Below are 18,646 nucleotides of genomic sequence, written 5' to 3' on the forward strand. Positions count from 1 at the left end.
TGAGTCATCCTTTCTGCATTAGGGCCGCTTAAAACTAAAATCAAGATCGGTAACTGGCTGGGCATCGCGCGTGTAATATTGCACGTCCCATTGATCCGCAGTTACTGTAACCACCGCACAGGTGCCGCCCAGTTGGCGATACTCACCTCGCGGCTGACTAATACTCCCGGGATTGACAAAAACGTGCCCACCAACTGCTTCCGCCGCCAATTCATGCGTATGACCAAAGAACACCAGGTCTGCTTGCACTTCATCCGCATGCAGCTTTAGCTTGGTTAAATCCCAGTGCACGGCATCATAATGTCCATGGGTCAATAACACCTTACAGTCATCAACTGTAGGCGTTTCGACTAGCGGCAATTCACTATCGAAGTCCATGTTACCTTGAACCACATATGCCCCTTTGAACCAAGGATCGGCTGCTTCCATCTCAGAATCACCACAGTGAAATACTGCATCCGGCTTTAGTGCCTGCCGTAAACTAACCAATATCTCACGATCACCATGATTATCACTAACTACCAACCAACGTGCCATGCTTAGTCCTCCCACCATTGATCAAACTGCGGCAACATCGCTGCTGTGGCCTTAGCCCGGTGACTATGCTGATTCTTCTGGACTAATCCCATCTCAGCAAAGGTCTGGCCTTCAGCAGGGACGTAGAATAAGGGATCATACCCAAAACCATCGGCTCCCCGCGGTGCTGTCAGAATTTCGCCACGAACTTCACCCGTTGCCACTAATTTTTTACCATTAGGCTTAATCAACACGAGTGACGTGTGAAAAGCCGCCCCGCGCTTCTCGGCGGGAACATCATGTAACTCTGCCAGCAATTTCGCGTTATTCTTAGCATCATCATGATCCCCCGCATAACGCGCGGAATAAATACCAGGTGCCCCGTTCAAAGCATCTACCATTAAGCCAGAATCATCCGCTAGTACGGGCAACTGAGTTGCTTGGGCCACTGCTGTCGCCTTTAAAGTTGCATTCTCAGTAAACGTCTGACCCGTTTCAGCGACCTGATCCAGTGTCGGAAAATCAGCCAGAGTTTTGACCTGCAAGCCTTTCGGTTCAAAAATAGCGCGGAATTCACGGGCCTTCCCCGCATTATTGGTGGCAATTACAATTGTGTTTGTCATTTTAGTTAACCTCCATCGGGGTTGTCAGCTGGGCAATAGACACGTGCTTTGCTGGCGTCGGTTGCTGATCCAACCACTGACTAGCTAATGTATCAAAGTGAGCCGTCTCCCCCGTGGTAAAGAACTGGGCCGTTCCACGCGTTGTGGCTGGATTAAGTAACCCGTGCGTCTTTAGGATAGCCGCTGCTTGTTCCGCAGTTGCTAAGCCGGGGTCCACCAAAGTCACCTGTGAACCCACAGTGCGCTGAATAGCACTTCGCAATAATGGAAAATGCGTACAACCCATCACCAACGTATCAATTTTCTTATCCGTAAGTGACGCCAAGTTTGCCGCTACTACGGACTGGGCATGTGTGGTCGTTAAGTCATTTTGCTCAGCCAGCGTCACCATTTCCGGACAAGCCACACTAAAAATTTGACTATTAGGTGCTGCTGCTAAAATATCTCGCCGGTACTGGTCACTCTTAACCGTTCCGGCCGTTGCAATCACCCCAATTCGGTGATTACGGGTTGTCTGCACCGCGGCCTGCGCACCCGGTGCAATAACGCCGATTACCGGAATGGGCAATGTTTGCTGCATCGTTGTCAGAGCCGCCGCGGTTGCCGTGTTACACGCAATCACCAACGCTTTGATTCCCGCTTGTTGGCGTAAAAATTGCGCAATTTGTTTGGTAAACATTGTGACCTCAGCCACCGAGCGCGGTCCATATGGCAAACGCGCCTGATCGCCCAAAAATACTGTATTTTCAGTGGGCAACAACCGTTGAACTTCCTTTAAGACGGTCAAACCACCGACCCCTGAATCCATTAGACCAATCGGATCATTTTGCATGAAGCAACGCTCCTTCTCGATTTACTTGAAACTATATTATCGCCTTTTTATGAACCGGTTTCAAGTTACAGCCATTTAAAACTGTCATACAGACGTAAAAAATTGTTAAATTTCTGTCATCAAGAACTTCGCGAAAAAATTACGGTATAATAAATTATATGAAACTATTCGGATGAAGGAGTCTACCATCGTGAAAAACTTATATCAAACCGCTATGCAGGATGCTGCCGGCGAAGCAAATTTTCCGCAACTATTACTGCGAGAAGCACTTTTACCGGAATTATTAGGGGAAGATCAGGGCGCCATTACGTATTGGGCGGGCAAGTCACTCGCCCGTCGGTTTCCAATCGGTAACCCACAAGACGCTAGTGCGTTCTTTGCCCAAGCCGGATTTGGCACGCTAACGATGGTGAAGCAAACGGCCCAGTCCACGCGGTGGCAATTAAGTGGCGACATTGTCCGCTTACGTAAAACCCTTAGTGGTGACGAAGCTTTCACGCTGGAAGCTGGATTTCTCGCTGAAATGATGGCCCAACAACTGGGGGTTGCTGCCGAAGCTGAACTCGTCGATACACCACGCAAACTGCAAAACCAAGCGGTAACTTTTGAAGTCTACACCGATCCCACAGACGTTATTCCGGACTACGATGCGCCACAACCGCTGACCATTAATCATCCGAAACCGATGACTGATGAGGACACTGCCACGGACTAAGCGTCAAAATATTGGGAGTCACAGCAGGCGTCCCATTTCAAATTCTAATAATAAAAGCGTGTCGGATAATCCGACACGCTTTTATTATTACAGGTATTGATCCAAGATCTTCTTTAATTGATCCTTTGAGTGGTAACCCACAATTGAGTCCACTACGGTGCCATCTTTCTTAACCAGCAACGTTGGGATACTCATGATCCCAAAGGATTGTGGTGTATTCGGGTTAGCGTCAACATCCATCTTGTTGAATGTGACTTGATCGCCCATTTCGTCGGCTAATTGTTCGACGACAGGTGATTGCATCCGACAAGGACCACACCAAGTTGCCCAAAAGTCAGTTAACGTCACGCCCTTGGCCGTATCTGCTTCAAAGGTTTTGTCCGTTGTTTCTACTACTGTTGCCATAACCAATTACCTCCCTAGTTCTCAATACAAGCTTTAGTCTACCAGAAATAACCAAAATCACAACTAAATTGCTTACAATTTGTTAGCCTTACTTAAAGTGCACAACCGTTGAACCATCGCCACCGGCATTAGCCGGAGAAAAACCGAAACTTTTAATCCGATTATTACGCTTCAAATAGTCCGTAACACCCTTTCGAAGTGCCCCTGTCCCTTTCCCATGAATGATGGTAACGGACGGATAGCCAGCCAACAGGGCCGAGTCAATGTAACGATCAACCTCTGCCATGGCTTCTTCATATCGGTGCCCTCGCAAATCCAACGTTGCGGACATGCCGCTTGATCCACTACGTTTGACACTAGCCCGTGGTTGTTTAGCTGATTTAGCCGGATCTTGGGCCTTTTCCAAGTCATTAGTCGCGATCTTCATCTTCAAGATTCCTAGTTGAACCTCCCAATGCTGGTCGTCCAACTGCTCCATCAAGACACCAACCTGTCCATATGACTTCACTAAGACGCTATCGCCCTTATGAAAGTCAAGCTTAGCCTTTTCTCGCCGCAGTACGCGATTTTTCTTCAGCTTACTATCCTGCTGTAAGGCGTTCAGTGCCCCTTGAGCAGCAATCAATTCATCTTCCTTGACCACGCTCTTACCAGCGGCCAATTGCTTCTTACGGAGATCTGAAATAATCTGATTGGCCCGCTTACGGGACTCATCGACTAATCGGTTAGCCTCGCGCTTAGCATCTGTCATCAACTGATCCTTCTGGTGCTGGTAAGCATCGAATTGTTTTTTCAGTTGAGCATGCAGCTCATCCGCCTCGGCTAATTCTTGACGTAACCGTTCTGCGTCCGCATCTGCATGCCGCTTTTGTTCCGTCAAATCAGAAATCATCGCATTTAGGTCCTGACTGTCCTGATCGGTCAAGCCACGTGCCGCAGCAACGACCTGTTCAGGCATCCCCAACCGAGCGGCAATATCCAAAGCATTGCTTCGTCCTGGAATCCCAATCAGCAAGTGATAAGTGGGTTGTAACGTCTCACCGTCAAACTCCATACTAGCATTAATCGTTTCTGGTCGGTTGTACCCATACGCTTTAAGTTCCGGGTAGTGGGTGGACGCCATGACATAACTCCCCAGTGTCCCCATTTGATCCAAGATGGCAATCGCCAGTGCGGCCCCTTCTTGTGGGTCGGTTCCGGCACCCAACTCATCAACAACAATTAGACTGCGTTCATCGGCCTGCCGCAAAATAGCAACAATGTTTTCCATATGCCCTGAGAACGTACTCAAACTTTGTTCGATCGATTGTTCATCCCCAATATCGGCAAAAATATCATCGAAAATACCAATGACACTATTTTCATTGGCCGGGATAAAGAGACCCGACTGCCCCATTAATTGAACCAAGGCCAACGTTTTGAGCGTAATCGTTTTCCCACCCGTGTTGGGTCCAGTAACGATGATGGTCTTGTAGTCGCGACCAATGGTAATGTCGTTAGCAACGACTTTCTTGGGGTCAATCAATGGGTGCCGTGCTTGACGCAAATTGACCTGATTGTTCTCTGACAACTTAGGCTCCGTTGCCTTTAATTGATGGGCGTACTTCGCCTTGGCATTAATAAAATCAAAATGCCCGAGAATTTCTGAATTACGCAGAATTTCTGCTTGATAGGGGTCTAACAATGCCGTTAACTCTGCCAGAATTCGCTGTTCTTCATGCCGTTCATCAATTTGGTTTTGACGCAAGCGATTGTTAAGACCCACGACCGCTTGCGGTTCAATAAATAACGTCTGACCACTTGCGCTTTGATCGTGGACAATGCCACCGAACCGTTGTTTATACTCTGCGCGGACCGGAATCACATAACGTTCGTCACGAATCGTAACAATGGTCTCACTGAGATACTTGGCGTCCTTGCCCCGGGTATATTGGTCCATCGTCTGACGAATTGCCACTTCTGTTTGGGCAATGTGTTGTCGAATCTGCCGTAAGGCTGGTGACGCCTCGTCGGTGATATGACCGTCCCCCTCTAAGGAAGTTCGTAATCGCCGAGTCACGTCGGGTAACGTCACCAACTCTTTGACCACGCGATCTAACCGCCGCAGGGAAACGTCCTTTTCCGTTAAATCTCGGAAAAATTTAACCACCGAGCTAGTCGTCCAGAGCACCCGACTAATTTGCGCCAACTCTAGCCCATTCAAAGCCGCTTCCATAGCTAGTCGGTGTAAATGTGGCCGAATATCATCCAACTTTGGTAACGGAATACCATTTTCTAATCGGTAAATATCCGCACCATCGCGAGATTCATCTAACCAAATCTGTAATTGTTTTGCATCTGCTGTGGGGGCTAGTTCGGCCAGCTCATGCTGTCCAGCTGCCGAGACCAGATACCCTCGTAGCGCCTGTTTAATGCGCTCGTATTCCATAATCTTAAGTGTTTTTTGATTCATCGGATTCTCCTCTCCCGAATCAGTCTACTGTTCGTGTTCAGTCAGCCACCAGTTATAGACCTGTTTGGATAAAACTGGGGTCTTCTTAACGATCCATTGCGCCACTGGCGACTGCTGGTAACTGGTTTGAAAACTGGTACTGGGTAATAAAATCAATAGGTTCAATGTCAAAAAAATCACGACATAGCGAATCACTAAATTAATCAGACCACCCGCTAGCGAGTTGACTTGATGAATGACCGGTAACCACGTGACCTTATTAATCCCATAGGCTACTCGCCGAACGATAAAATAGCCCACGGTTAAGATCGCCGAAAAGGCTAGACCATTAAGAAAAAAGCTACTGCTCTGGCTAGCAGTCACCGCACTTACCGAACTGTTCAACGAAACCTTACCAATAAATTGCCCAATTCCAGCCGCCAATGGTTTGGCGCCAAAGCGGGCAATGACCCAAACAATCAAATAGCCCACGGTTTTAATCAGTTGCAAAACGAGTCCTCGGCGATAGCCCCGCCGAAAACCCAGAACGAGGATTGCTAAAATTAGTAAGCTTAAGACCAAATTAGTCCTCCGTTTCTGTCGTCTCGTCAGTTGCCGTATCGTCTTGAGCGGCAACCATTTTCAGTTGGTCGGAGACAGCATTAAACGCCATCAAAATGGCTGCGTCTTCTTTACTCATATTAGGTGATAATTGTTTTAATTGTGTGAACTGCTCATTCAAAACTTCTGTCACCGCTCGCATATGTTCATCAGTCGCTTGACCAACGATCGTATACGTTTTGCCGGCAATAACCGCTTTAAAGCGATGTGTGTCTTCCGTCATGGTTAAATTCCCCCTGTTTTACACAATGCCTTATTTTACCATTAATCCGTTGGCGGTCGCACCCCTCGCACGCAAAATTGTGATGAACTTAAAATTCGGCATACAAAAAAGGACGGAATGTCTTCCGCCCTTTCATCATCGTGATTAGTCTTTGCTACCGGCGTTAGGATCAATGGTCCCGTCCGCTAAGAAAGTATTCAAGACTGATTCAACCATGTCCCATTCTTCGTCGGACTCGATCAATTGCAAGTCACCACCGGATGGGTTAGCTGGATCATCATCAGCAGGTAGCGCGTAGGCTTGGATATCAACTTCCTCGTCATCGCTCTTACCAGCTGGGTAAATCAAAATATATGACTTACCAAAATCGTCAGATTCAAAGGTAAATAAAACATCGTATAATTCTTCATTACCGTTTTCATCAACTAATGTAATTTGTTCTTGGTCTTCGTTCATGGGAAACCTCACTTTTCTCGGGTTAATTTACCGTGCCGATCTAAATAGTTCTGCAGGATTAACCCGGCTGCTAATTTATCAATCACTTGCTTACGCTTACGGCGTGACGTATCAGCTTGTTCCACTAACATACGCTCCGCCTCAACGGTTGTCAACCGCTCATCTTCAAAGTCAACGGGTAAGTTAAATCGGGCCGTCAACATATCACCATAGCGCTTTGAAGCCTCAGCTCTGGGACCCAATGAGTTATTCATATTCTTAGGAAGACCAACCACAAACCCTTGCACATCATGACTGGCGATTAATTCGCCAACCCGATCAAGGCCAAATTGTTCTTCGTCTTCATTAATCCGAATAATCTCAACACCTTGTGCCGTCCAACCTAGTGCATCACTAACCGCAACACCTACAGTTCGTGACCCAACGTCTAATCCCATTAACTTCATGACTTTTTCACCGATCCATTCTGATTCAAGTATACCCGAACCAACTCTTCGATGATCTCATCGCGCTCATGCTTACGAATCAAGTTCCGTGCATCATTGATACGCGGAATGTACGCAGGATCGCCCGATAGCAGGTAACCGACAATCTGATTAATGGGATTGTACCCTTTTTCCTCTAGCGCTTGGTAAACCGTCACTAACGTATCGTGAACATCCTTTGGTTGATTAGCGCCAAAGTCGAAATACATCGTTTTGTCTAATGAACTCACTATAAAACACCCCCGTACTTCCTCACTTTGATTTAATTTTACTCGATTGCTTGGCAAACTACAATTAAGGTCACTTAATGTAATCTATTCGTAATACTGTAAAATGTTGGCTTACTTTTGTTCAGCCAACCAACCGGCTGCTGCCGTCATCGCATCTGGTAGGCCTGCTGGATTCTTACCACCCGCTTGGGCCAAATTTGGCCGACCGCCACCACCACCATTGATCTTAGGTGAAATGGCCTTAATCAGGTCACCAGCTTTGACTTGCTTTTGCTTATCCGCACTCACTGCCACAATTAGATTGGCTTTGCCATTAACTTCTGCGCCTAAGACCAGCACATCAGACAAGGCTTGGTCGCGCCACGTATCTGCCAAAGCACGCAATTGATCCATTTTGGAAACTTGAACGGTTCCACTGATCAATTGGTAATTACCAGCTGTCGTGACGTGGTCAAAGACGGCCCCAGCTTCTTGGCTGGCTAATTTACCTTCTAAGGTTGCTTGTTGTTGTTCTAAGGCCTTCACTTGGGCTTGTAAGGCTTGGACCTTCTGTTCGATTTCATCGACCTGAGTGACCTTTAAATCGGCTCCTACGGCATTTAAAATCTCATCGTGGTCATGCAAGTAAGCATAGGCCGCTGCAGAGGTTACCGCTTCAATCCGGCGAACACCAGCACCCACGCCAGATTCAGAGGTAATCTTGAATAAGCCAATTTCATTAGTGTTCTTAACGTGATTCCCACCACAAAATTCAGTGACAAAGTCCCCGGCACTAACCACCCGGACAACCTTTCCATACTTTTCACTAAATAGCGCAATGGCACCCATCTTTTTGGCTGATTCAATGTCTGTTTCAACGGTTGTTACTGGCAATTCTTCAAAGATCTTCTGGTTAACCAGTGCTTCGGCCTTGGCCAAATCAGCTGGATCTACTTGACCGAAGTGGGTGAAATCGAATCGCAAGTAATCGCCCTCGACCAGTGAGCCCGCCTGTTGGGTGTGTTCCCCAAAGACTTCCCGCAAAGCTTTATCCAGCAAGTGGGTCGCCGTATGGTTTTTCTCAACCTTGCTGTGGAAGATCGTATCAACCTTCAACTGATAGGTGGCACCGGTTTCCATCGGCGCAACCACCGTTAAGGTATGCAGATTCTGGCCATTTGGTGCATGTTGAACATCCGCAACGTGGGCCACCACATGACCAGCTTCATCCAAGATGTCCCCTTTATCGGCAACTTGACCACCCATTTCAGCGTAAAATGGCGTCACATCAAACATGGCTTCGGCTGTGCCACTGGTGACGTTGTCAACCAGTTCGTCCCCTGCGACCAAGACCGTTAGCTTACTGGTCGTGGCTAACTGCGTGTAGCCCACATATTCACTTGGCGTCTTAACATTGATCAACAGATCATGTTGTAACCCCATTGCTTTTTGCTTGCCCCGCGCATTACGGGCACGATCTTTTTGCTTTTGCATTTCGGCTTTGAAGCCAGCCTCATCAACGGTAATCCCTTGATCGTCGGCGTATTCTTCCGTCAATTCAACTGGGAACCCATACGTATCATAGAGCTTGAAGGCGTCGGCTCCAGCAATTTGATTACCGCCCTGTTGCTTCAAATCGGCAATCAAACTGTTCAACAGATTCAATCCATCCGTCAACGTTTCGCCGAATCGATCTTCTTCTGAACGAACCACCTTAGCGATGTAGTCACTTTGCTCGAGAACTTCTGGGTAATAAGCTTGCATAATTTGACCAACAACCGGTACTAATTGGTCCAGAAAAGCCCCATCAATGCCGAGCTTTTGTCCGTTCACAATGGCCCGCCGAATTAACCGACGAATAACGTAGCCACGGCCTTCATTACCAGGCAAGGCCCCATCACCAATGGCAAACGTAATGGCCCGCGCATGATCGGCAATTACCTTAAATGAAATATCATCTTCGGCATTAGCCCCATAACGCTTTCCGGCGCTTAAGGCTGCTGTTTTTTCAATCAGTGGCATAAACAGGTCGGTTTCAAAATTAGTTTTGGCATTTTGGAAAATCGACACAACCCGTTCCAGGCCCATCCCCGTATCAATGTTTTTCCGTGGGAGCGGTTTGTAAGTGCCATCCGGTTCATGGTTGAACTGGGAGAACACGATGTTCCAAACTTCCAAGTAGCGTTCATTTTCGCCACCAGGATAATTTTCAGGATCGTCAGCGGCTAAGTTGTTAAAGGCTTCGCCCCGATCATAGAAAATTTCAGAATCTGGACCTGAAGGCCCCTCACCAATATCCCAGAAGTTATCTTCGACGGCAATGATGTGGTCGGGAGCAACCCCTACCGCTTCCCAAGCATCCTTAGCATCCGTATCCTTGGGGTAAACCGTCATATACAATTTATCAGGGTCCCAACCAAACCAGTCAGGTGAGGTCAGTAATTCCCACGCCCAGGCAATTGCTTCTTTCTTGAAGTAATCACCAACGGAGAAGTTTCCGAGCATTTCAAACAACGTGTGGTGCCGGGCCGTTTTCCCAACATTTTCAATATCGTTAGTCCGAATACTCTTTTGCGAACTGGTCAATCGGGGGTTTTCGGGAACCACTTGACCAGAGAAATACTTCTTCATTGTGGCTACACCAGAGTTAATCCAAAGTAAAGACGGATCATCCTTGGGGACCAATGACGCGCTAGGTTCAATAGTATGCCCTTTGGACTTGAAGAAGTCCAGATACATCTGCCGAATTTGACTACTTGTTAATTCTTTCATCGCTGCAATAACCTCCCAAAAAATGTCAAAAACACCGTTGCCCGTAAAGACGCCGAAGCGCGGTACCACTTTACTTGCAACGATGTTTTAATCGTTAACCTCTTAAACTCATAACGCTGAGTCGCGTTGTTTGTGAGGGAGCACCAAGGCCATCGTGACTCGTTTTTCGCAGCATCCAAAACGTTTCTGAAAATCACGCTGACGTGGCATATCCTCAGCTCATATATTATTGAAATATATTTAAACAGTTAGTTTATTTGTCTCCACTAGAAAGTATAGAGACCCGATTAGTCCTTGTCAATTGCAGAATGTTATTGATAACGATCGGATTCACGCTTACGCCGTTTCCGTTCACTTCGCGCACTCTGCCGTTGCGCAATCCGCCGTTCCTGATCTTTCTTGCGGTGAATTGCTTGCTTGATCTGATGCTTATACCCTGGCTTGATCTTTTTCTTCTTCTTCTTGACTAAACCAATCAGAGTTGGATCTAGCTTTTCCGTACTCTTAACCCGTTTCTGCCGCCGATTCCGGTCATAGGAATCCACAATTTCACCATTACTAATTCGTTTAGGTTGGAACTTAATCCCCATGGCTTCAATCTCGGCAATCTTGGCTTCTTCATCTGGTGAATACAAGGTAATCGCCGTTCCTGGCATACCTTGCCGCCCCGTTCGGCCAACCCGGTGAACAAAGAAATCCAAATCTTCAGGAATATCATCATTAATGACGTGTGAAACACCTTCAATATCAATACCCCGTGCCGCCAGATCCGTTGCGACAACGAATTGGAATTGAAGATTCTTCACTTCACGCATGACCCGTTTACGTTCACGAGGCTTAATCCCCCCATGAATCATGGCAACCTTTAGCCCTTGCGATTGCAAAAAGTCATGAATCTGTTCAACCCGGGTCTTCGTATTCGCGAAGATTAAAACCAGATAGGGTTCCCCCATCGTAATTAATTGGTAAATTAACTGGTTCTTGTTTTGACCCTTGGTTGAAATCAACCAATTATCAATTGTAGAACTAATCACAGTGGCCGTTGGAATCTCTTCAACAACCGGATGATTCATATATTTACGTAAAAACGGATCTAACCGTTGGGGAATTGTGGCTGAAAAGACCATCATTTGCAGGTTTTTCGGCATTCTGCCAGCGATTTTGTCCACTTGATCTAAGAAACCAAGATCCAAAGTCATATCGGCTTCATCGACCACAAACTGACGAGTCGTATGCACGTCCAACGCCTGTGATTGAATCAAATCTTGCACCCGACCGGGCGTCCCAATCACCAGTTGTGGTTGGTAATGCCGCAGCTTTTCAATTTGTCGTTGTTTATCCGTTCCACCAACGTAGTTTCCAATGCGAATTTCAAAGGGGGCTTCCGCCGCCAATTGTTCCGCCGCCGTACGAATCTGGTAAGCCAGTTCACGGCTTGGCGTGGTAATTACGGCTTGTACTTGGTTCTCAGAAGTCAATTGATTAAAGATGGGTAGTAAGAACGTATGGGTCTTACCACTCCCGGTTTGTGACTGACCAACGACATCGTGGCCAGCACTAATTACTGGGATTAGTTTTTCCTGAACAGCGGTTGGCTGTTGAAACCCAATCTTTTGTAGCGCCGTCATCAGATACGGCTGCAAGTTAAAATTTTTAAAATCTGCGGTCATTCATTTTCTCCTTTAGTGTCCGCCACTAACTGATCCAGTTCGTGGATGACTTGGTCAATTTCGGCCTGGTCTTTAGCCGCCGCACCACTGGCCAGCGCGTGGCCGCCCCCGCCGTGGCGCTTGGCTAATTCATTGATCGAAGGCCCCTTCGATCGTAGTCGTACGCGGAAAGTCTTGTCCTTGGACTCTACAAAGATGGCCCAAGCCACGACTGATGTGATCTTACCTGGCAGTGGCACAATGGCTGACGTGGAATCACTAGCCGCCAAACCAAAAGATTCGACAATTTCATCCGTCAACTTGAGGTACGCTGCACCACTGGGCAAAATTTCCAAGTTCTGATAGGCATAAGCCGACAGCCGAGCCATCTCTGGTGAAATTTCATCTTCGGCTTGATTAACCGCCGTCATTGAAAAATCATAAGCTAATAGCTTACCCGCCACTGCAAACGTGTTGGCTGATGTTGCCGGATACATGAAACGTCCGGTATCCCCTACGATACCTGCATAAAGTAGTCGTGCTGCATCATCGGGCATCGTCAAGTCAGCGTGATTCGCTTCAAACCAATCATAGATGATCTCTGAGGTACTGGAAGCCTGTGGTAATACCCACTGCAAATCACCGAATGCGTCATCATTAGGATGATGATCAATCTTAATGACTGCGGCCCCTGTTTGCCAGCGTTCATCATCTACTCGTGGTTGGTTCGCCGTATCCACGACGATCACTAAGGCCTGGTGATACGTGTCATCACTAACCTCTTGATCGGCTTGCCCCATCCAGTCAAATCCCGGATAGTGCTTACCCACAGCCAACACCGTTTTTTCAGGAAAACTAGCGCGTAAAATAGCACGCAACGCCAACTGGGCTCCGATACAATCCGGATCAGGACGCTGGTGACGGTGAATAATAATGGTTTGATACTGTTTGATTTTTTCTAAAATGGCTGTTTCAATTGCCATGTGGTTCACCCATTTTCTATCCGATTTTTCGACGAAGACGCGTCGATACCGCGTTTTAGTATACAAGTTTTGCCGACTAATTACAAAGAAAGTCTGCTAATTCAATCGATCCGAGTCAAATAATGGCAACCGCACATTTTCAAACGTCTGCGCGGCCAACCCCGTAATCGTAATGCCAAGTAACCGAACCTGCTCGTTTTCGCCAGCAACACTTTGATATAAATCCAATGCTAAATCGTAATAAGTCTGCGCATCGTTCGCAATAAAATCGGCTTGGGTGTAGCGCTTAGTGAGGGTTTTAAACGCACTGGTTCGCAGCTTTAACACCAAGGTTTTACCGTGCCGCTGTTTTTCTTGAACCGTTGCCGCCACCATTTCGGCCAGTCGTTGTAATTGATTTTCAACTTCACCTAACGTGGTCAGTGGCGGCCCGTATGTCCGTTCCTTGCCAATAGATTTACGTTCACGCTGGTAGGCAACCGGCCGCTCATCAATTCCCCGGACCCGCTGATACAAAACATAGCCAAATTTGCCAAACTCATGAATGAGGGCCAACTCCGACCAGTGATACAGGTCGGCTCCGGTATGAATGCCCAACTCATGCATTTTAGGTACCGTCTTCTTCCCAACTCCCCGAAACCGTTCGATCGGTAACGCCATCAAAAAATCATGAGCGTCTTCCGGCAAAATAACACTGACGCCAACCGGTTTTCGAAAGTCCGAAGCTTCCTTAGCCAAAAACTTGCTATAGGAAATGCCCGTTGAGCAGGTTAAATGGGTCTTTTCAAAAATCTCGACCTGAATTTCATGAGCTACCTGGACGGCTGAATGTAAATGATGTTTATTCTCAGTCACATCCAAATAGGCTTCATCAAAAGCCACTGGTTCAATTTTATCCGTGTACTCGTGAAAAATTTCATGAATTTGGTCAGAAATTTGCCGATACAACGGAAAATTGGGCGGTTGAAAAATGGCCTGCGGGGCTAATTTCAATGCCTCGTTGGCATTCATGGCTGAATGTACCCCCAACTGCCGGGCCGCATAATTGGCTGTAGCAACCACGCCGCGTCCACCGGTTTTCCGTGGGTCTTGAGCAATAATTAACGGGTGCTGTTTAAATGCTGGATGGTCACGCTCCTCAATTGACGCATAAAAAGCATCCATGTCAACGTGAATAATTTTTCGTTGAGTAAATTGAGCTGGAATCAACGTCACCACCTCCTCGAATAGTTAAATTATACCCGAACGGGCGTTTGCCTTCAACTTAAAACCCGCATATCTAACCCCTAAAAAGCCGAAAAAAAACGGCCTCCAGGAGACCGCACTTTTATGACACTTATTTAGCTGATTCATCGTCAGTCTTTTCAGCTGGTTCATCACTGGCTGATTCGTCAGTATTTTCAGCTGGCGTGTCTGCACTAGCACTAGTTGTGTCAGCACTGACAGGTGCCGTGACAGCTTGTGGTGCCTGTGACGTTACTTGAGCGATTGCTCGTAAGTCAAAGACCAAGTAGATACCGTCACAATCCAAGGTAACCGTTTGGTCAGCTTGGTTGATTTCATCGATAACCCCGTGTAACCGGCTAATCGTGATGACATGGTCACCCTTTTTAAGTTGGCTCATCATGTCCTTATGCTTCTTTTGCTGCTTTTGTTGTGGCCGCAACATTAAGAAATACATCAAGCCTAAGAAAACAACTAGAATAAGTAATGTTGAGTACCCACCACCAGCGGCAGCACCAATTGCAAGATTTCCTAACACATTTGTTCACCCCTTTATGCTCTATCTATTGGACAACTTTACCAGAATCCGGGGAATCCGTCCAATTATTTCTAGAAATTCTTCGGATGTTCGGCATTGTAGCCATACGTTTCAAAAACCTCTTCGCGAAGTTCCGTCAAATTATCATCCATAATCGCCTGGCGAACACGCTTCATCAATTGATGCAAGAAGTAGAGATTATGATAACTAGCCAGACGTTGGCCAAAGGCTTCATCCGCTTTAAACAAATGACGTAAGTAAGCCCGGGTATAATTCCGACACGTGTAACAATCACAGTCAGGATCCAATGGTCGAAAATCATGGGCGTAAGCCGCATTCTTCACGACTAATCGACCATGGGTGGTCATGCACGTCCCTTTACGAGCAATTCGGGTTGGCAACACGCAGTCAAACATATCAACGCCACGCATAACCCCGTCAATCAGTGAATCAGCTGTTCCAACTCCCATTAAGTACCGGGGTTTATTGGTTGGCAACAAGGGCGTCGTGAAATCTAAAACCCGGTTCATCTCAGCCTTGGATTCCCCAACTGACAAGCCGCCAATGGAGTAACCCGGAAAATCTAAACTGACCAAGTCTTTGGCAGATTGGCGCCGTAAATCCTCAAAACCAGCCCCCTGAACGATACCAAACAAGCCTTGAGTGGCGGGGTTAGCATGCGCCCGAAGTCCCCGTTCAGCCCACCGACTCGTACGTTCTAACGAATGTTTGACGTAGTCGTAACTCTCAAAAAATGGTGGGCACTCATCTAAGCTCATCATGATATCTGGGCCCAGCTTATTTTGAATGTCAATGGCCTTTTCTGGTGACAAGAATAGGCGATCCCCGTTAAGTTCATTACGGAAATGCACGCCCTCTTCGGTTAACTTCCGGTGCTTAGCCAGTGAAAAGACTTGAAAGCCACCGGAGTCGGTCAAAATCCCCTTGTCCCAGTTCATAAATTTATGCAATCCACCAGCCTCTTGCACGAGGTCTGGGCCTGGTTGCAGCCACAAGTGATAAGTATTGGCCAAGATCACCTGTGAGCCCATTTCATCCAATTCTTCCGGGCTAATTGCCCCCTTGATGGCTGCTTGGGTCCCCACTGGCATAAACATCGGCGTCTTAAAGGTTCCATGTGGGGTAATCAATTCGCCAAGCCGGGCGCCAGTGTGCTTTTCAGTTTTAATCAAATGATACTTAATCGCGGGTTCCATGAATCATCCTCCAATTGCATTACTTGATAAACATTGCGTCGCCAAAGCTAAAGAACCGGTACTTTTCTTCAATGGCATGGTGATAAGCGTTTAAGATCTGATCGCGGCCCGTGAAAGCAGCGACTAACATGACGAGCGTAGATTTAGGCAAATGGAAATTCGTAATGAAGGCATTGACCACTTGCCACTGATAACCCGGTTTAATAAAAATATCCGTCCAGCCAGAATCCGGCTTAATTTCACCCTTAAACTTCGTCCCAATCGTTTCTAGGGTACGAATTGACGTCGTTCCCGTTGCGATAATCCGACCACCATTGGCCCGAACCTCATTCAACGTTGACGCAGCCGCTTCATCTAGACGATAAAACTCACTGTGCATCTTATGATCTTCAATATTAGCCTCTTCAACTGGTCGGAACGTCCCTAAACCGACGTGTAAGGTGATATAAACCAGTTTAACCCCTTTAGCAGCTACCTGATCTAACAATTCTTGCGTCCAATGTAGTCCCGCCGTTGGTGCAGCGGCAGACCCATTTTCCTTCGCGTAGACTGTCTGGTAACGGTCCGGATCATCTAACTTCTCTTTGATATATGGTGGCAGTGGGGTTTCACCCAGCTGTTCCAAGATCTCCATAAAAATTCCATCATAGTGAAATTCGATCAGCCGAATCCCGTCTTCACGTTCTTCCGTCACCGTTGCTGTCAATTGGCCATCACCAAAGGTAACAGTTGTTCCGACACGTAAGCGCTTAGCCGGCTTCATTAACGTTTCCCACACGTCACCTTCGACATTGTGCAATAACAGGACTTCCACGTGTCCACCAGTTTCTGGCTTAATGCCGTACAGCCGGGCTGGCATGACCCGTGAATTATTCATCACAACGGCATCCCCGGCGTGTAGTTCATCTAAGATATCGTAGAAGTGCTTATCTTCTAACGTATTAGCTTGATGGTCCAACACCAGTAGCCGCGACGTATCACGTTGCTTAATGGGGGTCTGGGCAATGAGTTCATGTGGTAAATCGTAATCAAAATCGTCTAGCGTATAAGCCATAATCAGTTCGACTCCTTTAGTTGTTATCTGGCATGGTGCGTCCCAAGTGTTGATAGCCGGTAGCCGTCACAACTCGACCACGTGCCGTTCGTTTTAAATACCCCCGCTGTAAGAGGTAGGGTTCATACATCGCAGCAACTGTTTCGGTTTCCTCACCAATGTTGGCCGCCAAGGTATTCAACCCCACCGGACCACCATTGTAATAGTCAATCATCGTCTCTAATAGCTTAATATCGGTGGCATCTAGGCCTGCCGAGTCCACCCGTAACAAATCTAGGGCATGGTCAACAATTGCCAAATCTATCTGGTCGTGGTCTGGGGCCACTTCCGCGAAATCACGAATCCGTTTTAACAACCGGTTGGCAATTCGCGGTGTTCCTCGCGAACGCAAGGCAATCTCATGAGCTCCCTCAGTTGCAATGGCCGTATGAAAGATATCAGCCGACCGCAGTACAATTTCCTGTAAATCAGTTGTTTCATAATAGGCCATATGCTCCACAATACCAAAACGATCACGCAATGGGGCCGACAATAATCCTGCTCGGGTCGTCGCACCAATTAACGTAAAGGGTGGCAGAGGGAAATGCACGGGATGAGCAGTTGGTCCCTGTCCCACCACGATATCAATGTAGAAATCCTCCATTGCTGAATACAACATTTCTTCAACAATCTTAGGCAGTCGGTGAATTTCATCGATAAATAAAATATCTCCGGGTTGCAACTCATTCAGTAACGCCACCAAATCACCCGGCTTTTCAATCGCTGGCCCACTAGTGGTGCGAATCTGAACACCCATTTCGTTGGCAATCACCATCGCTAACGTGGTTTTCCCCAGACCCGGTGGTCCATATAGCAAAACGTGATCCAACGATTCTTCGCGTTGTTTAGCCGCTTGAATATACACCGACAATTCATGTTTAATTGGTTCTTGCCCAATGTATTGCGCTAAGACTTGGGGCCGTAACGACTTTTCAACAGAATCTTCATGGTCATCAGCCGTTTCTGGGGATACGACGCGTTCATCATCTACCATTGCTTTTCCCCCTTCCTATTTAGTCAACAACCGCAATCCTTCACTCAAGTAATCATTGGTTGTTTGACCATTAAACTGACGCAATTGCGCGGTGATTTTCTTAACCGCCGTCTCCCGGTATCCCAGTGCCGTCAACGCTGCCAAGGCATCGGCTAACTGCGGATTTTCAGTAGTTGTCGGGGCCACTTCTGGTGTGAACAGGGTATTATCATCAGTAGCCGGTGCTAAATCATCTAACTTATTTTGCAAGTCTAACACGATTTGACCAGCCGTCTTCTTTCCCACCCCAGGGAACTTGGTTAAGAATCCAGTATCGTTGGTTTTAATTGCCATCATCAGTCCCTGATGATCCGGGTTAGCCAAAATGGCCAACGCACTTTTAGGGCCAATACCGTTGACATTGATTAATTTTAGAAATAATTGTTTTTCGGCAAAATCGCTAAACCCGTATAAGGTTTGTGCCGTATCGCTGACTGCCTGATACACATAAATCGTAACTGCTGTGGCACTCACTTCATAACGATAAGGGTTCGCCGTATTCACTAAATAACCGACGCCATTGACATCTACCACTACATGGTCCGGATAGACCGCTGTAATGAGGCCGTGAAGGTATTCGTACATTCCAGTAACTCTCCTTTAAGAAAACGTATGTTTGCT

General features: G+C 47.1%; 20 protein-coding genes. 1 reads left to right on the plus strand and 19 read right to left on the minus strand.

The window, feature by feature from the left end:
- Positions 1–18: 18 nt before the first annotated feature.
- Genes FC61_RS10945 through murI form a run of 3 tightly spaced genes read right to left on the minus strand, consistent with a single transcriptional unit; the run spans position 19 to position 1,971 of the window.
- Positions 19–537 (minus strand): YfcE family phosphodiesterase, encoded by a 519-nt coding sequence (locus FC61_RS10945; protein WP_035465108.1) that lies wholly within the window; start codon positions 535–537, stop codon positions 19–21.
- Positions 538–539: 2 nt separating this feature from the next.
- Positions 540–1,139, minus strand: coding sequence for an XTP/dITP diphosphatase (locus FC61_RS10950; RefSeq protein WP_021742896.1), 600 nt, complete (start codon positions 1,137–1,139; stop codon positions 540–542).
- Position 1,140: 1 nt separating this feature from the next.
- Positions 1,141–1,971 carry a glutamate racemase gene (murI, locus tag FC61_RS10955; RefSeq protein ID WP_021742895.1) on the minus strand — a complete coding sequence of 277 codons (831 nt, stop codon included), beginning with the start codon at positions 1,969–1,971 and terminating at the stop codon, positions 1,141–1,143.
- Between the two features lie 190 nt (positions 1,972–2,161).
- Between murI and FC61_RS10960 the strand changes: the two genes are divergently transcribed.
- Complete coding sequence (locus tag FC61_RS10960) at positions 2,162–2,686, plus strand: YslB family protein (protein WP_024525492.1); 525 nt, start codon at positions 2,162–2,164, stop codon at positions 2,684–2,686.
- An 87-nt stretch (positions 2,687–2,773) separates the two neighbouring features.
- Here the strand turns inward: FC61_RS10960 and trxA are convergent, their stop codons facing one another.
- The 16 genes from trxA to ruvA form a co-directional block, all read right to left on the minus strand.
- Entirely contained in the window at positions 2,774–3,091 is a 318-nt protein-coding gene (trxA, locus tag FC61_RS10965; protein ID WP_011667952.1) for a thioredoxin, read from the minus strand.
- Between the two features lie 88 nt (positions 3,092–3,179).
- Positions 3,180–5,543, minus strand: a complete 2,364-nt coding sequence (locus FC61_RS10970) for an endonuclease MutS2 (RefSeq protein ID WP_021742893.1) — start codon at positions 5,541–5,543, stop codon at positions 3,180–3,182.
- 24 nt (positions 5,544–5,567) lie between these two features.
- Complete coding sequence (locus FC61_RS10975) at positions 5,568–6,104, minus strand: CvpA family protein (RefSeq protein WP_021742892.1); 537 nt, start codon at positions 6,102–6,104, stop codon at positions 5,568–5,570.
- 1 nt (position 6,105) lies between these two features.
- Positions 6,106–6,366, minus strand: coding sequence for a cell division protein ZapA (locus FC61_RS10980; RefSeq protein ID WP_021742891.1), 261 nt, complete (start codon positions 6,364–6,366; stop codon positions 6,106–6,108).
- A gap of 144 nt (positions 6,367–6,510) precedes the next feature.
- Positions 6,511–6,822, minus strand: coding sequence for a DUF1292 domain-containing protein (locus FC61_RS10985; protein WP_011667956.1), 312 nt, complete (start codon positions 6,820–6,822; stop codon positions 6,511–6,513).
- 8 nt (positions 6,823–6,830) lie between these two features.
- The gene (gene ruvX, locus FC61_RS10990; RefSeq protein WP_011667957.1) at positions 6,831–7,268 is read right to left on the minus strand and encodes a Holliday junction resolvase RuvX; all 438 of its coding nucleotides are present in this window, start codon (positions 7,266–7,268) and stop codon (positions 6,831–6,833) included.
- Positions 7,265–7,537 carry an IreB family regulatory phosphoprotein gene (locus tag FC61_RS10995; RefSeq protein WP_024525493.1) on the minus strand — a complete coding sequence of 91 codons (273 nt, stop codon included), beginning with the start codon at positions 7,535–7,537 and terminating at the stop codon, positions 7,265–7,267. The genes ruvX and FC61_RS10995 overlap by 4 nt, the downstream gene beginning before the upstream one ends.
- 111 nt (positions 7,538–7,648) lie before the next feature.
- A complete protein-coding gene (alaS, locus tag FC61_RS11000) occupies positions 7,649–10,288 on the minus strand; it encodes an alanine--tRNA ligase (protein WP_035465118.1) in 2,640 nt (879 codons plus the stop codon).
- 311 nt (positions 10,289–10,599) lie between these two features.
- Positions 10,600–11,958 carry a DEAD/DEAH box helicase gene (locus FC61_RS11005; RefSeq protein ID WP_011667960.1) on the minus strand — a complete coding sequence of 453 codons (1,359 nt, stop codon included), beginning with the start codon at positions 11,956–11,958 and terminating at the stop codon, positions 10,600–10,602.
- On the minus strand, positions 11,955–12,920 hold the full coding sequence (locus FC61_RS11010) for a DHH family phosphoesterase (RefSeq protein ID WP_024525495.1): 966 nt from the start codon (positions 12,918–12,920) through the stop codon (positions 11,955–11,957). The genes FC61_RS11005 and FC61_RS11010 overlap by 4 nt, the downstream gene beginning before the upstream one ends.
- A gap of 96 nt (positions 12,921–13,016) precedes the next feature.
- Positions 13,017–14,138, minus strand: a complete 1,122-nt coding sequence (gene dinB / locus FC61_RS11015; RefSeq protein WP_015473545.1) for a DNA polymerase IV — start codon at positions 14,136–14,138, stop codon at positions 13,017–13,019.
- Between the two features lie 118 nt (positions 14,139–14,256).
- The gene (gene yajC / locus FC61_RS11020; RefSeq protein WP_021742886.1) at positions 14,257–14,682 is read right to left on the minus strand and encodes a preprotein translocase subunit YajC; all 426 of its coding nucleotides are present in this window, start codon (positions 14,680–14,682) and stop codon (positions 14,257–14,259) included.
- A 71-nt stretch (positions 14,683–14,753) separates the two neighbouring features.
- Positions 14,754–15,899 (minus strand): tRNA guanosine(34) transglycosylase Tgt, encoded by a 1,146-nt coding sequence (gene tgt, locus FC61_RS11025; protein WP_021742885.1) that lies wholly within the window; start codon positions 15,897–15,899, stop codon positions 14,754–14,756.
- Between the two features lie 19 nt (positions 15,900–15,918).
- On the minus strand, positions 15,919–16,953 hold the full coding sequence (gene queA / locus FC61_RS11030; protein WP_021742884.1) for a tRNA preQ1(34) S-adenosylmethionine ribosyltransferase-isomerase QueA: 1,035 nt from the start codon (positions 16,951–16,953) through the stop codon (positions 15,919–15,921).
- 16 nt (positions 16,954–16,969) lie between these two features.
- Positions 16,970–17,986: a Holliday junction branch migration DNA helicase RuvB gene (gene ruvB / locus FC61_RS11035; protein ID WP_011667966.1), complete on the minus strand. Its 1,017-nt coding sequence runs from the start codon at positions 17,984–17,986 to the stop codon at positions 16,970–16,972.
- Between the two features lie 15 nt (positions 17,987–18,001).
- Positions 18,002–18,610, minus strand: a complete 609-nt coding sequence (ruvA, locus tag FC61_RS11040) for a Holliday junction branch migration protein RuvA (RefSeq protein WP_011667967.1) — start codon at positions 18,608–18,610, stop codon at positions 18,002–18,004.
- Positions 18,611–18,646: the final 36 nt, after the last annotated feature.

The organism is Levilactobacillus brevis ATCC 14869 = DSM 20054, assembly GCF_001433855.1.
GTDB lineage: Bacteria > Bacillota > Bacilli > Lactobacillales > Lactobacillaceae > Levilactobacillus > Levilactobacillus brevis.

Bases quoted from the DNA above. Each gene is read 5' to 3' on its own strand.
- alaS (WP_035465118.1), bottom strand. From the start codon at position 10,288: ATGAAAGAATTAACAAGTAGTCAAATTCGGCAGATGTATCTGGACTTC.
- FC61_RS11010 (WP_024525495.1), bottom strand. From the start codon at position 12,920: ATGGCAATTGAAACAGCCATTTTAGAAAAAATCAAACAGTATCAAACC.
- FC61_RS11005 (WP_011667960.1), bottom strand. From the start codon at position 11,958: ATGACCGCAGATTTTAAAAATTTTAACTTGCAGCCGTATCTGATGACG.
- FC61_RS10945 (WP_035465108.1), bottom strand. From the start codon at position 537: ATGGCACGTTGGTTGGTAGTTAGTGATAATCATGGTGATCGTGAGATA.
- ruvX (WP_011667957.1), bottom strand. From the start codon at position 7,268: ATGAAGTTAATGGGATTAGACGTTGGGTCACGAACTGTAGGTGTTGCG.
- FC61_RS10985 (WP_011667956.1), bottom strand. From the start codon at position 6,822: ATGAACGAAGACCAAGAACAAATTACATTAGTTGATGAAAACGGTAAT.
- queA (WP_021742884.1), bottom strand. From the start codon at position 16,953: ATGGCTTATACGCTAGACGATTTTGATTACGATTTACCACATGAACTC.
- tgt (WP_021742885.1), bottom strand. From the start codon at position 15,899: ATGGAACCCGCGATTAAGTATCATTTGATTAAAACTGAAAAGCACACT.
- murI (WP_021742895.1), bottom strand. From the start codon at position 1,971: ATGCAAAATGATCCGATTGGTCTAATGGATTCAGGGGTCGGTGGTTTG.
- ruvB (WP_011667966.1), bottom strand. From the start codon at position 17,986: ATGGTAGATGATGAACGCGTCGTATCCCCAGAAACGGCTGATGACCAT.
- FC61_RS10970 (WP_021742893.1), bottom strand. From the start codon at position 5,543: ATGAATCAAAAAACACTTAAGATTATGGAATACGAGCGCATTAAACAG.
- ruvA (WP_011667967.1), bottom strand. From the start codon at position 18,610: ATGTACGAATACCTTCACGGCCTCATTACAGCGGTCTATCCGGACCAT.
- FC61_RS10980 (WP_021742891.1), bottom strand. From the start codon at position 6,366: ATGACGGAAGACACACATCGCTTTAAAGCGGTTATTGCCGGCAAAACG.
- FC61_RS10950 (WP_021742896.1), bottom strand. From the start codon at position 1,139: ATGACAAACACAATTGTAATTGCCACCAATAATGCGGGGAAGGCCCGT.
- trxA (WP_011667952.1), bottom strand. From the start codon at position 3,091: ATGGCAACAGTAGTAGAAACAACGGACAAAACCTTTGAAGCAGATACG.